At 62.0% G+C, this 16,866-nt stretch carries 15 protein-coding genes and 2 pseudogenes; 4 read left to right on the top strand and 13 right to left on the bottom strand.

Annotation, left to right across the window (positions count from 1 at the left end; translation table 11 throughout):
* The 12 genes and pseudogenes from murC to WDO70_07600 all read right to left on the bottom strand — a co-directional run bounded on the left by murC (nucleotide 1) and on the right by WDO70_07600 (nucleotide 13,529).
* Nucleotides 1-1,452 (bottom strand): annotated as a pseudogene (gene murC / locus WDO70_07655) (UDP-N-acetylmuramate--L-alanine ligase).
* Between the two features lie 147 nt (nucleotides 1,453-1,599).
* Nucleotides 1,600-2,658, bottom strand: a pseudogene (gene murG / locus WDO70_07650) (undecaprenyldiphospho-muramoylpentapeptide beta-N-acetylglucosaminyltransferase).
* A gap of 3 nt (nucleotides 2,659-2,661) precedes the next feature.
* Complete coding sequence (locus WDO70_07645) at nucleotides 2,662-3,783, bottom strand: putative peptidoglycan glycosyltransferase FtsW (protein MEJ0063064.1); 1,122 nt, start codon at nucleotides 3,781-3,783, stop codon at nucleotides 2,662-2,664.
* Nucleotides 3,780-5,162, bottom strand: coding sequence for a UDP-N-acetylmuramoyl-L-alanine--D-glutamate ligase (murD, locus tag WDO70_07640; GenBank protein ID MEJ0063063.1), 1,383 nt, complete (start codon nucleotides 5,160-5,162; stop codon nucleotides 3,780-3,782). Before murD ends, WDO70_07645 begins: the two co-directional genes overlap by 4 nt.
* 2 nt (nucleotides 5,163-5,164) lie before the next feature.
* Nucleotides 5,165-6,259 (bottom strand): phospho-N-acetylmuramoyl-pentapeptide-transferase, encoded by a 1,095-nt coding sequence (gene mraY / locus WDO70_07635; GenBank protein ID MEJ0063062.1) that lies wholly within the window; start codon nucleotides 6,257-6,259, stop codon nucleotides 5,165-5,167.
* Between the two features lie 14 nt (nucleotides 6,260-6,273).
* A complete protein-coding gene (murF, locus tag WDO70_07630) occupies nucleotides 6,274-7,722 on the bottom strand; it encodes a UDP-N-acetylmuramoyl-tripeptide--D-alanyl-D-alanine ligase (GenBank protein ID MEJ0063061.1) in 1,449 nt (482 codons plus the stop codon).
* Nucleotides 7,719-9,287 carry a UDP-N-acetylmuramoyl-L-alanyl-D-glutamate--2,6-diaminopimelate ligase gene (locus tag WDO70_07625; GenBank protein MEJ0063060.1) on the bottom strand — a complete coding sequence of 523 codons (1,569 nt, stop codon included), beginning with the start codon at nucleotides 9,285-9,287 and terminating at the stop codon, nucleotides 7,719-7,721. The genes murF and WDO70_07625 overlap by 4 nt, the downstream gene beginning before the upstream one ends.
* Nucleotides 9,241-11,055, bottom strand: a complete 1,815-nt coding sequence (locus tag WDO70_07620) for a penicillin-binding protein 2 (protein ID MEJ0063059.1) — start codon at nucleotides 11,053-11,055, stop codon at nucleotides 9,241-9,243. Before WDO70_07620 ends, WDO70_07625 begins: the two co-directional genes overlap by 47 nt.
* Nucleotides 11,055-11,432: a hypothetical protein gene (locus WDO70_07615; protein MEJ0063058.1), complete on the bottom strand. Its 378-nt coding sequence runs from the start codon at nucleotides 11,430-11,432 to the stop codon at nucleotides 11,055-11,057. Before WDO70_07615 ends, WDO70_07620 begins: the two co-directional genes overlap by 1 nt.
* Nucleotides 11,429-12,367 carry a 16S rRNA (cytosine(1402)-N(4))-methyltransferase RsmH gene (gene rsmH / locus WDO70_07610; GenBank protein MEJ0063057.1) on the bottom strand — a complete coding sequence of 313 codons (939 nt, stop codon included), beginning with the start codon at nucleotides 12,365-12,367 and terminating at the stop codon, nucleotides 11,429-11,431. Before rsmH ends, WDO70_07615 begins: the two co-directional genes overlap by 4 nt.
* Nucleotides 12,364-12,843, bottom strand: coding sequence for an MraZ family transcriptional regulator (locus WDO70_07605; GenBank protein ID MEJ0063056.1), 480 nt, complete (start codon nucleotides 12,841-12,843; stop codon nucleotides 12,364-12,366). The genes rsmH and WDO70_07605 overlap by 4 nt, the downstream gene beginning before the upstream one ends.
* 398 nt (nucleotides 12,844-13,241) lie before the next feature.
* Nucleotides 13,242-13,529, bottom strand: a complete 288-nt coding sequence (locus WDO70_07600) for a hypothetical protein (protein ID MEJ0063055.1) — start codon at nucleotides 13,527-13,529, stop codon at nucleotides 13,242-13,244.
* Nucleotides 13,530-13,540: 11 nt separating this feature from the next.
* Here WDO70_07600 and WDO70_07595 point away from each other — a divergent pair, with 11 nt between their 5' ends.
* The 4 genes from WDO70_07595 to WDO70_07580 all read left to right on the top strand — a co-directional run bounded on the left by WDO70_07595 (nucleotide 13,541) and on the right by WDO70_07580 (nucleotide 16,078).
* Complete coding sequence (locus WDO70_07595; protein ID MEJ0063054.1) at nucleotides 13,541-13,999, top strand: MarR family transcriptional regulator; 459 nt, start codon at nucleotides 13,541-13,543, stop codon at nucleotides 13,997-13,999.
* 10 nt (nucleotides 14,000-14,009) lie between these two features.
* The gene (locus WDO70_07590) at nucleotides 14,010-14,885 is read left to right on the top strand and encodes a transporter substrate-binding domain-containing protein (protein ID MEJ0063053.1); all 876 of its coding nucleotides are present in this window, start codon (nucleotides 14,010-14,012) and stop codon (nucleotides 14,883-14,885) included.
* Nucleotides 14,886-14,937: 52 nt separating this feature from the next.
* Nucleotides 14,938-15,417, top strand: coding sequence for a hypothetical protein (locus WDO70_07585; GenBank protein ID MEJ0063052.1), 480 nt, complete (start codon nucleotides 14,938-14,940; stop codon nucleotides 15,415-15,417).
* A gap of 127 nt (nucleotides 15,418-15,544) precedes the next feature.
* Complete coding sequence (locus WDO70_07580; GenBank protein MEJ0063051.1) at nucleotides 15,545-16,078, top strand: DUF4142 domain-containing protein; 534 nt, start codon at nucleotides 15,545-15,547, stop codon at nucleotides 16,076-16,078.
* Nucleotides 16,079-16,112: 34 nt separating this feature from the next.
* Here the strand turns inward: WDO70_07580 and WDO70_07575 are convergent, their stop codons facing one another.
* Entirely contained in the window at nucleotides 16,113-16,865 is a 753-nt protein-coding gene (locus WDO70_07575; GenBank protein ID MEJ0063050.1) for a YebC/PmpR family DNA-binding transcriptional regulator, read from the bottom strand.
* Between the last annotated feature and the right edge of the window lies 1 nt (nucleotide 16,866).

Here is a 16,866-nt window from a genome sequence, read left to right as displayed (position 1 = left end):
TTATCTCGGCCCGTTGGATACATATTGGGGCATGCGCCGGTCTTGCGGCTCGGCTGGCGGCCCAAGCGCCTGAAGCTGCTGCGGCAGGGCGTTGGCCCAGCCGCTGATGCTGCCCGCGCCGAGGCAGATCACGAAATCCCCCGGCTGCGCGATCTCCGCGACCAGCGCGGGAAGGTCGGCGGGCGAGGGCAGGGGGCGCACATCCTTGTGGCCGCTTTCCCGCATGCCCGCGACCAGTTTGTCGCGATCGATTCCGGGGATCGGCGTTTCGCCCGCCGCATAGACATCCGCCACGATCACGCTGTCGGCGTCGTCGCAGCAGGTGCGGAACTCGTTGAACAGATTGTCGAGGCGCGTGTAGCGGTGCGGCTGAACCACGGCGATGACGCGGCCCGCTCCGGCGGCGTGGCGCGCGGCTTTCAGCGTCGCGGCGATCTCCACCGGGTGATGGCCGTAATCGTCGATGATCGTCACGCCGTTCGCTTCGCCGGTACGCTCGAAGCGGCGCTTGACGCCCCGGAACTGGTCGAGCCCGGCGCGGATGTTCGGCTCGGTGAAGCCGAAATCGGGGCCGAGCTGCGTGGCGATGGCGATGGCCGCCAGGGAATTCTGCACATTATGCTGCCCGATGGCCGTCAGATGAAGCCCTTCGATGGTTCTGGTCTCCCTGGTCTTGCGGTCGGTGATGACGGCATCGAAACGCGAGCCGTCCGGCCCCAGCTTGACGTTATCGGCGCGTATGTCGGCGTCCGCGCTGAATCCGTAGGTCACCAGCCGGCGGTCGGTCACGCGCTGCATCATCGCCCTGACTTCGGGATGATCGACGCACAGCACGGCGAAACCGTAGAACGGGACGTTCTGCACGAAATTGTCGAACGCGCCGCGCAGGGCGTCGAAGCTGCGGTAATGATCCATGTGCTCCGGATCGATATTGGTCACGACGGCGATGGTCGCCGGAAGATGCGTGAAGCTGCCGTCGGATTCGTCGCTTTCCGCCACCAGCCATTTGCCGCTGCCGAGGCGCGCGTTGGTGCCGTAGGTGTTGATGATGCCGCCATTGATGACGGTGGGGTCGAGCCCGGCGCTGTCGAACATCTCGGCGACCATGGATGTCGTGGTGGTCTTGCCGTGGGTTCCCCCTATGGCAATTGAGGGCTGCAGACGCATAAGCTCGCCCAGCATTTCGGCTCGCCGCACCACGGGCAGGCTCGCGGCGCGCGCCGCCACGACTTCGGGATTGTCGGGCTTGACCGCCGAGGAAATCACCACGATCGCGGCGCCGCCGAGATTGTCCGCCTTGTGGCCGATGGCGATATCCATGCCGTATTTATCGCGCAGGCGCTTGACGTTGCTGTTTTCGGCGACGTCGCTGCCTTGCACCTGGAAGCCTTGATTATGAAGGATTTCGGCGATCCCGCTCATGCCGATGCCGCCGATGCCGACGAAATGGAGCTTGCCGGTCTTGGCGGGCGAAAAGAAGTTGCCCGATGCCGGGGTCGCGGGGGCTGGGGGGCTGGAAGGGGTCATATGATCTCCGGATATATGGGCTTTGGCTTGCGGCTGAACGCCGATTAAATCATAAACGCACGCCGCGAGATTTTCCGCTGCGTTGACGGTTCCCCAGGCTTTCGCCGCCGCCGCCGTCTTGTCGAGCGTCACCGGAAGCGTGAGCAGGGCTTCGAGCCGCACCGCGAGCGCCTCGGCGGAGAGGGCGTTCTGCGGAATGAGCCATGCGCCGCCCGCTTCGGCCAGGGCTTCGGCGTTGGCGGCCTGTTCCTGGGCATGGCCGAACGGATAGGGCACGAGGATCGCCGGGCGGCCGAGGGCGGTCAATTCGGCGACGGTCGAGGCTCCGGCGCGGCAAACGGCCAGATGGCAATGGGCCATCCGCTCCGGCACGTCGCGGAAGAAGCTGGCGAGTTCGGCATCGATGCCCGCCGCCGCGAAGCCGGTGCGCGCGAGTTCGATATCTTCCGGGCGGCATTGCTGCGCGACGGTGATGCGGCGGCGCAGCGGCTCCGGCAGGAGTCCGAGCGCGCGCGGGACGACTTCGCTGAATATTCTCGCGCCCTGGCTGCCGCCCATCACGAAAAGGTTCAGCGGCCCGTCCTGGGTCACGGTCGCATAAGGCCGTTCGCGCAGAACGGCGAAGGCCGGACGGACGGGATTGCCGGTCTGCACCAGGCGCGGCAGTTTCGTGCCGCCAAGCCCGGCGACTTGGGGAAACGAGGTGGCGATGATTTTCGCCTGGGACATCAAGGCGCGGTTGGCGCGGCCCAGCACGGCGTTCTGCTCATGCAGGATAATCGGAATGCCCGCCCCTGAGGCGGCATAGACGGTCGGCACCGAAGGGTAGCCGCCGAAGCCGACGACGGCAGCGGGCTTGAGCCGCGCGAGCAGCATGCGCGCCTGCAAATAGCCCGCGCCCATCAGGGCAAGACTCTTGAGCTTGCCGGACAGGCTTCCGGCGAGGATGCTGGCCTGAACGCGATGCACCGGGACTTGCAGATCGTCGCCGAACTTGCCGCCTCTGCGGTCGGTGATCATGGCGACGCGGCAGCCCTGGGCCAGCAATTCACGCGCCAGAGCCTCGGCCGGGAAGATATGCCCTCCCGTCCCGCCTGCTGCCAGAACAATCAGCGGCTTCTCATGCGCCATGACTTAAGTCTCTCCCGTGCCGTAACGCTTGCGCGTCAAGGCCAACAACATTCCCATCTGCAGGGATAAGGCAAAGAGCGACGAACCGCCATAGGAAATAAAGGGCAAAGTCAGCCCCTTCGTCGGCATCAAATGCAGCGTGGAGGCCATGTTAATGATTGCCTGGAAGCCGAATTGCAGCAGCAGGCCGCTTCCCGCCAGCACGACGAACAGGTTTTGCTCGCGCCGCAGCCGCCATAGCCCGCGCAGCACGATCATGGCATAGAGCAGCACGATGATAAGGCAGGAAATCAGCCCGAGCTCTTCTCCGGCCACGGCGAAGATGAAATCGCAATGCGCGTCGGGCAGGGACATTTTGACCGTACCCTGGCCGGGGCCGGTGCCGAACATGCCGCCATTCATGAAGGCTTCCATGGCCCGGTCGACCTGATAATTGTCGCCGCTGGCGGGATCGAGAAAGCGGTCGATCCGGCGGTGGACGTGCGGAAAGATGAAATAGGCTCCCACGCCGCCGCCCAAAAGCAATATGATGCTGATCCCGACCAGCGCCAGCGGCAAGCCCGCCAGAAAAAACTGCCCGAACCAAACCACCGACACCAGCATGCTCATGCCGAAATCAGGCTGCAGCAGCAAAAGGCCGGTGACGAAGCCATAGAGTATGATATTCGCGCCGAGCGCCGGAAAGCCGCGCTTTTCCCGGTGCCGGGCGAACAGCCACGCGGCGATGACGGTAAGCGCGGGCTTGACGAATTCCGACGGCTGCATCGACAGGCCGGGCAAATGGAGCCAGCGCGTGGCGCCCTTGACCTCGGCGCCGAAAACCAGCGTCAGCGCGACGCCGATGACGCCGAGCGGCAATATGGCGAAGGCGATCAGGCGGATGGTGCGCAGCGACTGCATGGAAAGCACCGCCATGCCGACGATCACCGGCACGAGAAACAGAAGATAGTTGCGCACGAAATGGAATTTATCGAATCCGCGCGCCTCGGCGATGGCGGGGGAGGCGGCCTGCACCAGGATGATGCCGAAGATGATCAGCGCGGCGATGAAGGCCAGCATCCAGCGGTCGATGGTCCACCACCAATGGCTGAAGATGGATTCGTCGGAACGGGTCAAAGCGATCATGCGGATTGTCCAAGGGCCGGAGATTGCAACGCGCGAACATACCGGGCGAACATATCGCCGCGATGCTCGAAGCTACTGAATTGATCCCATGAGGCGCAAGCGGGAGATAGCAGCACGGCGGCATGGTCCAGCTTTTCCCGCCATGCCATGCTCGCGGCTTCCGCGACCGCGACGTCGAGCGTGCCGCATTGGGCATAGGCCGCCTTGCCTTCGAGCCACGCGGCGAATTCGTCCGCCGCCTGTCCGATGAGAAAGGCGTGCCGGACGCGCGGCATGAAAATCTCAAGACCCGCGAGGCCGCCTTCCTTGGGCTGGCCGCCGAGGATCAGATAAATCGGGTCGTAGCAGGCCAGCGCCTTGCCGGTGGCGTCGGCATTGGTGGCTTTGCTGTCATTGATGAATTTTACGCCATCTATCGCGGCAATCAATTGCTGGCGATGGGCGAGGCCGGGGAAAGTTTTTACGCCGGCGAGGATCGCATCGCGGGGAACGCCCAGCGCCGTGGCGGCCGCATAGGCGGCGGCGATATTTTGCCAGTTATGAGCGCCGACCAGCGTCGTCAACGTATCGAGGCCGAGAATGCTCTCATGCTTGCCGCCGATATTGTCGATCAGGCGGCGATCTTTCGCATAGACCGCGCAACCCTCTTGCGCCGCCTGGCTGATGCCTTGCACGCGAATGCCGGGTTTCGCGCTCGCGCGTTCGGCCAGTTTCCGGCTGTGATCGTCGTCCATGCCGCAGATGAAGGTCTGCGGGCCGTCGTCGCGGATGATCCGCGCCTTGGCCGCGATATAGCCTGCCATGTCGCCGTGCCGGGCGAGATGGTCGGGCGTGAGGTTGAGCATGACCGCAATCTCGATCGGATTGCGCCGGATCAAATCCAGCTGATACGAGGATAGTTCCAGGACGTAAATCCCGTCCTTGCCGAGCGGCGCAAGCGCCAGAGCCGGGGTGCCGAGATTGCCACCGATTTCCGCTCGCAGTCCCGCCGTTTTCAGGATATGGCCGATCAGCGCGGTGGTGGTCGATTTGCCGTTGGTGCCGGTGATGCCGACATAGCGGGCCTCCGGCTGGCTTTGGAACAGAAGCTCGATGTCGCCAATGACGGCGATGCCCGCCGCTTTGGCTTTCGCGGCGACCGGATGCGTCTGCGGAATGCCGGGCGATAAGACGAGCGCGGCGATGTTCGTCCAGTCGAGGCCGTCGGGATTCATCAGCGAAATTCCGGCTTCTTCGGCGGCCTTGCGGGTAGGTTCGGCATTGTCCCATGCCAGGACATGCGCGCCGCCCGCGATCAAAGACCGCGCCGACTGCATCCCGGATTTGCCGAGGCCGAGCACGACATAGCTTTTGCCCTTCACATGCGGGGGAACGATCATCGTCACCTCAGCTTCAGCGTCGAAAGGCCGACCAGCGCGAGAATGCAGGCGATGATCCAGAAACGTATGACGATCGTCGGCTCGCTCCAGCCGAGTTTCTCGAAATGATGATGCAGCGGCGCCATTTTGAACACGCGCTTGCCGGTCAGCTTGAAGGACGCGACCTGGATGATGACCGACAAAGTCTCCACCACGAACAGCCCGCCGATGATGGCCAGCACGATCTCATGCTTGGTGATGACGGCCACGGTGCCGAGCGCGCTTCCCAAAGCCAGGGACCCCGTATCGCCCATGAAGACTTGAGCCGGAGGCGCGTTGAACCAAAGGAACCCCAGGCAGGCGCCCGCCATCGCGCTGCAGAAAATTGCCAGCTCTCCGGCTCCCGGCACATGATGGAGCTGCAGGTAATTGGCGAAAATATTATTGCCTACGAGATAAGCGATAAGGCCGAAGGACAGCGCCACGATCATCGCGGGCACGGCGGCAAGACCGTCGAGGCCGTCCGTCAGATTGACGGCATTGCTCGCGCCGACGATGACCAGCACCGCGAACAGGATGAAGAACGGGCCGAGCTGCAGCAGGACATCCTTGAACACCGGCAGTGCCAGCGCCGTTCCCATGCCGGGCGGCTCGAGCCGGGTGATCCCGACGACCGTGACGAGGGCGAGAAAGACCTGCCACAGCAGCCGCAGTCTCCCGGACACGCCCTTGGTATTGCGCCGCGTGAGCTTCAGGTAATCGTCGGCGAAGCCGATCATGCCGAAACCCGAGGTCACGCCCAGAACCAGCCAGGTAAAGCCGCTCGCCAGATCCATCCATAATAATGTGCTGACCACGATGGAGACCAGCATCATCAGTCCGCCCATCGTCGGCGTGCCTTTTTTCTTGAAGTGGGTTTCGGGGCCGTCGTCGCGGATCGGCTGGCCCTCGCCTTGTTTCGCGCGCAGCCAGCGGATCAGCGGCGGCCCCATGACGAAGCATATAAACAGGGACGTGATCAGCGCGCAGCCGCTGCGGAACGTAATGTACCGGAAAAGATTGAAGACGATCGAGACGTGATAATGTTCCGCGAGCGGATAGAGCAGAGAATAAAGCATAGGGTTGTACGTCCTTACGATACTTTAGGTGTCGGATTGGCGCGTCCGTTGCCGGGCGCGGCCGGGGCGGCGTTCAGCGCCCTGATCGCCTCGATGACCGCCTCCATATGCACGCTTTTCGAGCCTTTGACCAAAACCACGTCGCCGCCGCGCAGTTCCGGCGCGACCATCGCCGCCAGGGATTTGCTGTCGGCGGCGTAGCGTCCCCGCATCGAAGAAGGAACCGAGGCCAGCAGGCCCTGGATCATATGGCCGCAGCAATAGACCTGATCGATTTTGGCGGCAATAAGCGGTTCGGCGAGTTCGGCATGAAGGCGCGGCGCGGTCTGTCCTAATTCGCGCATGTCGCCGAGGATGGCGATGCGGCGTCCGCCGCCGCCCGGCGCGCTTTGCCCCAGAACCGCGATGGCGGCGCGCATGGCGACCGGGCTGGCGTTATAGCTTTCGTCGATTAGCGTGATGCTGCCTCCGTCCGGTAGCGCGATCTCATGCCGCGCGCCGCGTCCTTCCGGCGGCGTGTAGGAGGCGAGGGCGGCGGCGCAGGCTTCCAGCGGCGCGCCTGCCGCTTGCGCCGTCAAGAGCGCGCCAAGGGAATTCATCGCGTAATGCAGGCCCGGCGCGCTGATGCGGTAAGCCAGAGGCTTGCCGAAAAACTCCGCCCGAATGTCACCGCCTTCTCCGGCGATGCGATATTCGATCATTCTGGCGTCCGCGCCGGAGCTATGGCCGAAACTCAAAATGGTTTGCAGGCCCTGCGTGCGCGCATGAGCGGCCAGTCTCGAGAAATGCGGATTGTCGCGGTTCAGCGCCGCCGTTCCCTTGGCGTCCATGCCGAGGAATATTTCCGCCTTAGCGTCGGCGATGGCTTCCACGCCGGTGAAATGTTCCAGATGCACGGCCTCGACGGTGGTGATAAGGGCGACATGCGGCTGAACCTGGCGGGCGAGCGGCGCGATTTCTCCCGCGTGATTCATGCCAAGCTCGAAAACGCCCCACGCCGCGTCCTGAGGCAGCCGGGACAGAGACAGCGGCACGCCCCAGTGATTGTTGAAGCTTCCCTGGCTGGCATAGACCGCGCCGCAACCGGCCAGCATATGACGCAACTGCTCCTTGCTTCCCGTTTTGCCCACCGACCCGGTGACGGCGATGATTTTTCCCCGCGCCCGCGCCCGGCCCCGGCTGCCCAAATCCTGCAAGGCCGCGAAAGTATCGGGAACCAGAACCAGTTTCGTATCCGGCGGGACGCCTTCGGGAACGCGGCTGACGATCGCCGCCGCCGCGCCGCGCCGCATCGCGTCGCCGACATAGGCATGGCCGTCATGCTCCGCCTGCAGCGCGATGAACAGGTCGCCGCGCTCCAGCGTGCGGCTGTCGATGGAGACGCCCGATGCCTGCCAGTCCGTCCGGCCTTCGCCGCGCACGCTGCGCGCCGCGTCTTCGCCATGCCATAAAAAATCAGTCATTGCGGCTGTGCCTTGCCTTTCATAATCGGCGCCTCGGCGCGCGGGCGGAGATTCGGCCCCGTATTTCCTAAAGCTTCCCTTGCGACTTCGCCGTCATCGAAGGGCAAGACTTGATCGCGGACGATTTGTCCCGGCTCATGGCCTTTGCCCGCGATCACCAGAACGTCTCCCGTGCGCAACTGGCCGACGGCGAAGCGAATCGCGTCGCGGCGGTCGGCGATCTCATGCACGGAAGGCGACGTTTCGCAACCGGCAAGAATGGCGGCGCGGATGGCAGCCGGGTCTTCCATGCGCGGATTGTCGTCGGTGACGATAGTCATATCGGCGAGGCGGCAGGCGATGCCGCCCATGATCGGCCTTTTGCCGGCGTCGCGATTGCCGCCGCAGCCGAAGACCACGATCAGCCGCCCGTCCGCGCCGACATGGGGGCGCAGGGCGGTCAGCACCGCTTCCAGCGCGTCCGGCTTGTGGGCGTAATCGACGAGAACCGGCGCGCCGCTTTCATGCGTCCCGGCAAGGTCGAGCCTGCCATGCACGCCGGTGAGCTTGCCGAGCGCCGCAATGGCTTTTTCCGGATCGGCTCCCTGGCCGATGGCGAGGCCGAGCGCGCATAGCGCGTTCCAGGCCTGGAAATTTCCGGCGAGTTCCAGATGGGCATCATAGGGCTTTCCGAGAATCTCGAGTTTGAGATTCTGTCCGTGCGCGTCCGGCGCGCTTTGCAGCAGCTTGAGGTCTTTGCCTTGGAGGCCGTAAGTCAGAACCCGTCCGCCGCGTCCGGAAACGATCCGGGCGAGGGCTTCGGCTTCTTCGGTATCGGCGTTCAGGATCGCCGTGCCGTTCGCGATCATGACCTCGGCGAACAATCTTTTCTTGGCGGCAAAGTAATTTTCGCGCGTGCCGTGGAAATCGAGATGATCGCGCGCAAGATTGGTGAAGCCCGCCGCTTCGACGCGAACGGCGTCGAGCCGGTATAAGGCGAGACCGTGGCTGGACGCTTCGAACGAGGCGTGAGTCACGCCCTGCGCCGCAAGATCGGCCAGCGTCTTATGCAGCGTGATCGGGTCCGGCGTCGTCAGCTTGCCGTAATGGCTGTATTCCGGCGCGACGACGCCCAGCGTGCCGATGGAAGCGGCCTGCGCGCCCATGGCCGTCCAAAGCTCGCGGACGAATTGCACGGTCGAAGTTTTGCCGCTGGTGCCGGTGACGGCGGCGATGTGCCGGGGTTGCTCCGTGAAAAACGCGGCGGCGATTTGCGACAGCAGCCAGCGCGGCTCGTTGGCGCGAATGATGGTGGCTCCGCCGGTATTGTCCAGGGCGGCATCGCGATCCGTCAGGATGATCGACGCGCCGCCGCCGATGGCCTCGGCGATGAATTTGCGTCCGTCCAGGTTGCTGCCGGACAATGCCGCGAACAAGCTTCCGGGGCTGGCCTCGCGCGAGTCGGACGTCAGCGCCGTGATTTCCGGATCGCCGCCATCGACGGCATAGCCGCGCAGCGGATCGTCGCCGGGCGGAAGATCAATTTTCTTGAGTAGCGTCGACAGACGCGGTGTCTTCACTGTCATCGTTCAAAGCCAATTCATTAAGAATCCTGGGGCCGAGCGGTTTCAAGACTTGCTGTTCGGCGACCCTGAAATTTTCCGCGTCGGCGGGCATAAGCCCGAGCAGCGGCGCCGCTGCCGTGATCACCCGCCCGACCAGGGGCGCCGCGACCCATCCGCCTGTCGAGAAGCCGTAAGTCTGTTTGTTGCCCTTGGGTTCGTCAAGCATGGCGAATATGACATAGCGCGGCGCGTTGGCGGGGAATATTCCGACAAAAGACGACAGCCGCGCATTCTTGTCATAGCCATGGACGCCGATTTTCTCGGCGGTGCCGGTCTTGCCGCCGACTAAGTATCCGTCGATATTGGCGCTTTTCGCCGTTCCCTTGCTGACGACCAGACGCATCAGGGCGCGCACTTTCGCGGCGGTCGCGGTGGTGACGATGGGTTGCACGCCGGAAGCCTTGGGTTTCTTCTGCGCAGATTCCTCGCGCAGCAATGTTGGCGTAATGGCATGCCCGCTATTGGTGATCGTCGCCGCGGCCCGCACCAGCTGCAAGGGAGATACCGCGAGGCCGTGGCCGAACCCGACCGTCATGACGGTGACTTCGCCCCAGTTGCGCGGCACGATGGGTCTGCCGGTCTCCGGCAGTTCCACCGGCACCGGCGCGAACATGCCGAGCTGCTCCAGGAACGATCTTTGCCGCAGGCCGCCGATTTTCTCCGCCATCTTCGCCGCGCCGATATTCGACGACAGCATGATGATTTCCGGCACCGTGAGCGGACGCTTTTCCGGATGGAAATCGCTGATGGTCTGGTGCCCGATATGGATCGGGTTCGTGGCGTCGAAAGTGTCCGTCAGCTTGACTTCGCCCGTGTCCAACGCCTGGGCCGCCGTGAAAATCTTGAAGGTGGAGCCGAGTTCGTAGACTCCCAGCGTCGCGCGGTTGAATTTCGCGTCGTCGCTCGCTTCCCCCGCTTCGTGCGGATCGAAATCCGGCAGCGAGACCATGGAGACGACTTCTCCCGACTCCGCGTCCATGATGAGTCCGGCGGCGCCGATGGCCTGGAAGTCGCGCATGGCGGCGGCGAGTTCGCGGTGCAGGATATGCTGCACGCGGATATCGAGGGAGAGGCGCACCGGCGCGGCGTCCTGGCGCAGGCGGGCGTCGAGCTTCTTTTCGATTCCCGCCGTGCCGATATTATCGATGTCGGTGGTGCCGATGACATGCGCGGTAAGCGCGGCCTGCGGATAGGCCCGGCGCTCGTCGCGGGTGAATTCCACGCCGGCGATGCCGAGCTTGTTGAGGGCGTAATATTGCTTCGGGGTCAGATGGCGGTGGACGGCGACGCAGCCCTTGCGCACGCGAAAATCATTCGCGAGTTTTTTACGGTCGATATCGGGCAGGATTTTATTGATCGCCGCGGCGGTCGCTTCCGGGTCTTTGATGGCGGCGACCTGGGCGCAGGCGCTGATGGTGGGAAGCGACACGGCGAGAATGGCGCCGTTGCGGTCGACGATGTCGGCGCGTCCCATGGCGGTCGCGGCCTTATGCTCCGAAACGGTATCGCCATTGTCGCTGAACAGGGCCAGGTCCGTAAGCCGCACGCCGACGACGAGAAAGGCGGCGACGAAAAGCAGCGAAATGAAGATGAGCCGCGTGCGGGCGCATTCGATGGCTTGTTCGGCGGGCGTGGCCAGAACGCGGCGCTGCGTGCCGGGGCGATTGATCCCCGGCAGCGGCAGCTGCTGCGCGAAAAGGTTGCCAGGCCGCCTTTTCGGGCCGTTCATCAGCGATCACCCGCGGCGGCGAGAAGACGCTTTCCGGAGCTAAGCGCCGACGCTGGAGAGGAAGCGGCATCGGCGATTTCGGTTTCGTGCCGGGGCAGCGCGGCTTCAATTGCCTGCGGTCCGATGATTTGAGCCGTGGTGACGGGTTTAAGCGGCAAGTATTTCGCCGCCAGCCGCTGCAGCCGTTCGGGCGCGGCGAGATAGGCCCATTCCGCCTCCAGCACGCGAATATTTTCAAGCTCGGCGGCGCGCTCCACTTCGATCTTGCTGATCCGGTGCTGCAATTCCTGCACCTGATAGCTGGTGTGATAGAGCAGCGCGCTGGCGCCGAGCAGCAGCATGATCCATAGCCAGTTGGTCGAGCGCATCACCCTCATGCCGCTTCTCCATCCAGTTTTTCCGCCGCCCGCAGCCGCGCGGAGCGCGCGCGCGGATTGGCGGCGATTTCGGCGGCGCTTGGCGCGGCCGGTTTGCGCGTGAGCTCCTTGAAGGCGGCAACGGGCTCTTCGCTCGCGGGCAGGTGGCGCGAGCCTTTGCCGGTTCTGCCGGAGCGGCCGCGGATGAATTCCTTGACGATGCGGTCTTCGAGCGCGTGGAAAGAGACGACGGCCAAACGGCCTTTCGGGCGCAGCAGGTTTTCCGCCGCTTGCAGCCCGGAGCGCAATTCGCCCAACTCGTCATTGACGGCGATGCGCAGCGCCTGGAACGTGCGCGTGGCGGGATCGATGCCGTCCTTGCTGCGCGGCACGAGCCGCCGCACGATTTCCGCCAGCTGCGAGGTGCGCATGATCGGCGCGGCCGCGCGCGCCGCGACGATGGCTCTGGCGATCCGGCGCGAATAGCGCTCGTCGCCATAGGTGAAGATGATATGCGCAAGCTCGGTTTCTTCGGTGCCGTTCACGAGGTCGGCGGCGGTGAAGGGTGCGGCCTGGTCCATCCGCATGTCGAGCGGCCCGTCTTCGCGGAAGGAAAAGCCGCGATCCGCTTCGTCGATCTGCGGCGAGGAAACGCCGAGATCGAGCGCGATGCCGTCCACCTCGCTGACGCCGCGCGCGGCCAGAAGTTCTTCCATCGCGCCGAATTTTCCGTGAATTAATGTCAGCGCCGGATATTCCCGCGCCAGCGGCGCGCCGGCGTCGATGGCCGAACGGTCGCGGTCGAACGCGAACAGGCGCGCGGGTTCGCGCTCCAGGATCGCTTTGGCATAGCCGCCGCGCCCGAACGTGCCGTCGACATAGATGCCGCCGGAGCGGGGCGCGAGATAATGGATCACCTCGTCGCGCATGACCGGAAGATGCGCCGCCGCCGTCATGACGCCTCTCCGCTTTTGGCCGCTGCTTGCGCGATAATCTTGCTCAGCGAAATATCGCGCGCCTTGGCGGCGGAACGCATGGCGGTTTCATGCGCCGTGAATTTGCCTGGCTCCCAAAGCTGAAAGGTTTTGCGCCGTCCGACGAAAGCGATCTGATCCTTGATGCCGACGCTCGCCGCGAGGTCGTCCGGCAGGCCGATGCGTCCCTCGCTGTCGAAAGGCAGATGCTGCGCGCCGCCGAAAATCGTCGTCTCGATCAATTCATAGACGTCCGGCGCAAGATCGAGCGTCTCAAGACTGTGGCTCAAAAGCTCCAGATGCGCGGGCGAGCAGGCGTCGAGCGCGTCATGATGCAGCGCATGGAATACCATGATCCCGCTCGCCTCTATGCCCAGCGCGGTGCGGAAAGAGGCAGGCACGGAGACGCGGCCCTTTTTGTCGAGGCGGTTGACGAAGCTGGACAGAAAGACTGCCACTTAGAAAATCTCCGGTATTTCAATAAATTAGAAGCGACGCTGCGTTTGACGGGGCCTTAATGGGAATTCATGGGCTTGATGCCCATAAATTGGGTATAAATGGGATACCATGGGATAATATGGGATACAAGCAAATAGCGTCAGCGAACGACAAAAAAATGTGTTGCTTCCTAGACTTAGCTGGCAGTTGCAGAAATGATACTAAATGTTGTGTGGGCGGAATGATCCTGATGAAACGAGGAAATATCATTCCGGCATAGGCCGCAACTCAATGCCTGAAGCCATGTCTGTGGCGACCTGAGTCTTTATTTCCGCGCTGCCATGCATGAAAGTTCTGAATTCCAGCCTGTGCCGGAATGTCTGCCTGGCAGGTTGCGGGAATGACTCTATAATTCAAACTAAGTATTCGCATAATCAATAATGGCTTGATTTTTCTTAATGAAATCATGATAGATTCCCGGGAGACATGTATTGCCGCCATGGAGAGAAGGATGGGCCAGCCGGAAACCAAGGACGTTCAACCTGGTTCTGCCAATAAAGGCGCGCAAGCCGTTTCCGAAATTACGATACCCAAGCGCGACCCGATGGAAATCAGGATAGAAATCGCCCGACGCCCCAATCCGTTTTTCGAGTTGTTGCGGCGGGCGCAGCAGCTTAGGTCGTAAATACGTCACATCCACTGCCAAAAGGTTTCGCCGTGCGCCATCCCTATTATGAAAGCCTGTTGCTCGTCGAGCGTGTGCATCGCCATTTCCTCGAAGTCGTGAAGCTGGAGCTTGACCGGCTCGGGGTGCAGGACATCAACAACATCCAGGCGCTCATTCTCTATAATGTCGGCACCGATGAAATGTCGGTCGGCGAATTGACCGCGCGCGGCTTCTATCTGGGATCGAACGTGTCCTACAACGTCAAGAAAATGGTCGAGAACGGCTATCTGGTGCAGGAGCCTTCGCCGCACGACCGTCGCTCGTCGCGCGTGAAGCTGCCGGAAAAGGGCCTTACGCTGCACAAGCAATTGAGCGCGCATTTCGAGAAGCATGTCGCCGCCATCGCCGGCGCGGGCCTGACGGCGGAAGAAATCACCAAGGGCAACGAGGTCATGAAGAAGCTGGAACGCTTCTGGACTTCGATGATCAATTACGGCGGGCTGGCGTAAGGGGCTTCTCATGAAGCCTGTGCAGTTCGCTCTTATTTTGATCTGCGCAGTTGCCGCAAGTTATGCGACCGCGCGGTTTTCAGCCCCTCCGCCGCAGCAGCCCATCGTGAAAAAGGAAGACGATGTCTTCGACCGTGTGATGCGCGCGCGGACGATCAAATGCGGCTATGTCGTGACCCATCCGTTTCTCTTCAAGGATGCGAATACCGGCGCGCTGTCCGGTATCGCGCATGACGCCATTGAGAAAATGGCGGAAAATCTCAGCCTGAAAATCGAATGGGCGGAAGAAGCCGGCTGGTCGACGATGCTCGAAGGACTCTCCACGCAACGCTACGACATGCTGTGTTCGGCGATCTGGTCGACGACGAGCAGAAGCCTGAAGGCTGATTTTCTCAAGCCGCTCTCTTACGCGGGCGTTCATGCCTGGGCGCGTCCCGGCGACGCGCGTTTCGAGAAGGGTTTGTCGGAGATCGACTGGAGCACAGTCAAGATCGCCACGATAGACGGCCATATCTCGGACATCATCGCCCGCGCGAAATTTCCCGCCGCTCAGAAATTATCCCTTCCCGATACCTCGTCGATCCCGGAGGTTTTCATGGCCGTCGCGGCCGGGAAGGCCGACATCACCTTCGAGCAGAACTATATCGGGCTTGAATTTCTTTCCAAAAATCCCGGCGCGGTCGCCAGCGTGACGAAGGATCATCCGATCAAGGTGTTTCCGACGACTTTCCTGATTCCTCAAGGCGCGGAGAAATTCAAAGCGATGCTTAATGCCGCGCAGGATGAATTGACCAATAGCGGCTATATAGGCGGCCTGATCGATAAGTATGAAACCTATCCCGGCAGCTTCTACCGTCCTGTCAAACCGTACGAAATGCAGAAATAATCGCGGCGTCTGGCGCCTTGTCCCGCCAGGATGCATTCCTGCAAGCTATCATATGTCATGGCTGTCTCCCTTTTCTATCATGGCGCGTGCGGGGTCGAAAACCTATGGCCTTTTGCCTAAAGGAAAAAAGCGGAGAATGCCGTTTTTTATAAAAGAATGGTCGGATTTTCGGACGCGTTTTCGTCACGCCGGCGATGCGGATTCATTGCGCGGAATCAATTCAAACCAAATGGGGTTTTTATTTCCATGGGGCCTAGTGTGTCGGTGGCGGCGATCCTCCATGCAGGATGGCTGTCACCATCACCAGATCGAAAAGCAGGAGGAGTCAATGAATAAGCGTTCCCATGCACAACAGCAGCAGCGCCCGCAGCGGGATGAAGAGGGCCGTTTCGCAAGCAATGACGACAACGACACGCGCTCTTCGCGTCGCGGACATTCTTCGGAAGGCGGTCAGGGGACGAAAGGCGGAATGCGTCCTCATTCTCCTCGTTCGCGCAGCGAGGAGAGCCAGGGAACCGATGATAACGATTAATCGCAGATTAGTCGTAGTCCGGCCCGCTTGATGTCGGTTTTCCCCTCTCCCTAGAGAGAGGGGAATTCGACGCCGCGCGGCTTTATTTCCCCATCATCATTCATCAGAATGTCACGAGGAGAATCTCATGAAACGATCATTTCCGTCATTGCTGACGATCATGCTGGCCTTGGTCTTCATCTGCTCGCCGGCCTGGGCCAACAAGAAAGAAGGGATGAGAAAGCCCGTCTCGACGCAGAACTTCATCATGCGCGCTTCGGCGGGCAATCAATTCGAGGTGGCGTCAAGCAAGCTGGCCCTGGAGAAGTCGCAGACGGACTCCGTCAAGCAATTCGCCCAGCGCATGATCGACGATCATGCCGCCGCGGAGACTAAATTGAAGATGGTGATGCCGAAGGAGAAAAGCAGCGAGTCTTCCACCGTCACGGGCGTGATGGATAACAAGCAGCAGGAAATGCTTGATGAGCTTGGCAAATTATCAGGCGCCGATTTCGACCGCCGCTATATCGAGATGCAGACCAAGGCCCATAAGAAGGCCGTACATCTGTTCGAGAATTACGCGGAGAACGGCTCCGATTCCAATCTCAAGACGTTTGCGAAAGAGACTTTGGAAACCATCAAGAAGCATCACATGGATGTCAAAAATCTCAAGCCGTCATGACCGGTCGGGAGGTCCAGGCTCACAAGCCTGGACCTTATCCCGCCAGCTTTTCCATCTCCTCGGCGGCGATATCAAAATTGCCGAAGACGTTTTGCACGTCGTCATTGTCTTCCAGAACTTCGAGCAGCTTGAGCAGGCTCGCGGCGTTATCACCGGTGGCGGGCACGAGATTGATCGGCTTCCAGGTCAGCTTGGCGCTTTGCGGCTCGCCGAAGCTTTTTTCCAGCGCATCGCGCACCGCGGCGAAATCCTCGACATTGGTGGTGATCTCATGCTCGTCGGCGGAGGATTCGACATTCTCGCCGCCCGCTTCGATCACGGCTTCGAGCATCGCGTCGGCGCTCGCGGCTTTGGCCGGATAGACGATCTGGCCGCACCGGCTGAACATGAAGCTGACCGAGTTGGTTTCGCCTAAAGCCCCGCCATGCTTGGAAAAGGCGGTGCGCAATTCCGGCGCGGTGCGGCTGCGGTTGTCGGTCAGCGCTTCGACGATCAGCGCGATGCCGCCGGGGCCGTAGCCTTCATAGCGCACTTCCTCGTATATTTTTCCGTCGTCCGCGCCCGGCATGGCGGCCTTCATGGCGCGCTCGATGCGCTCGCGCGGCATGTTGTTGGCGCGCGCCTCCTGGATCGCGGCGCGCAGGCGGGGATTGGCGGCGGGATCGGGCGCGCCGGTCTTGCATGACACGGTGATCTCGCGCGCGATCTTGTTGAACATCTTGCCGCGCGCGGCATCCTGCCGTCCCTTGCGGTGCATGATATTCTTGAATTGAGAATGACCGGCCATG

Source organism: Alphaproteobacteria bacterium (assembly GCA_037200005.1).
Lineage (GTDB): Bacteria > Pseudomonadota > Alphaproteobacteria > UBA9219 > RFNS01 > JBBCGY01.
The sequence above is the reverse complement of the archived record's forward strand: the minus strand, read 5'-3'. Positions and strand labels throughout refer to the sequence as shown.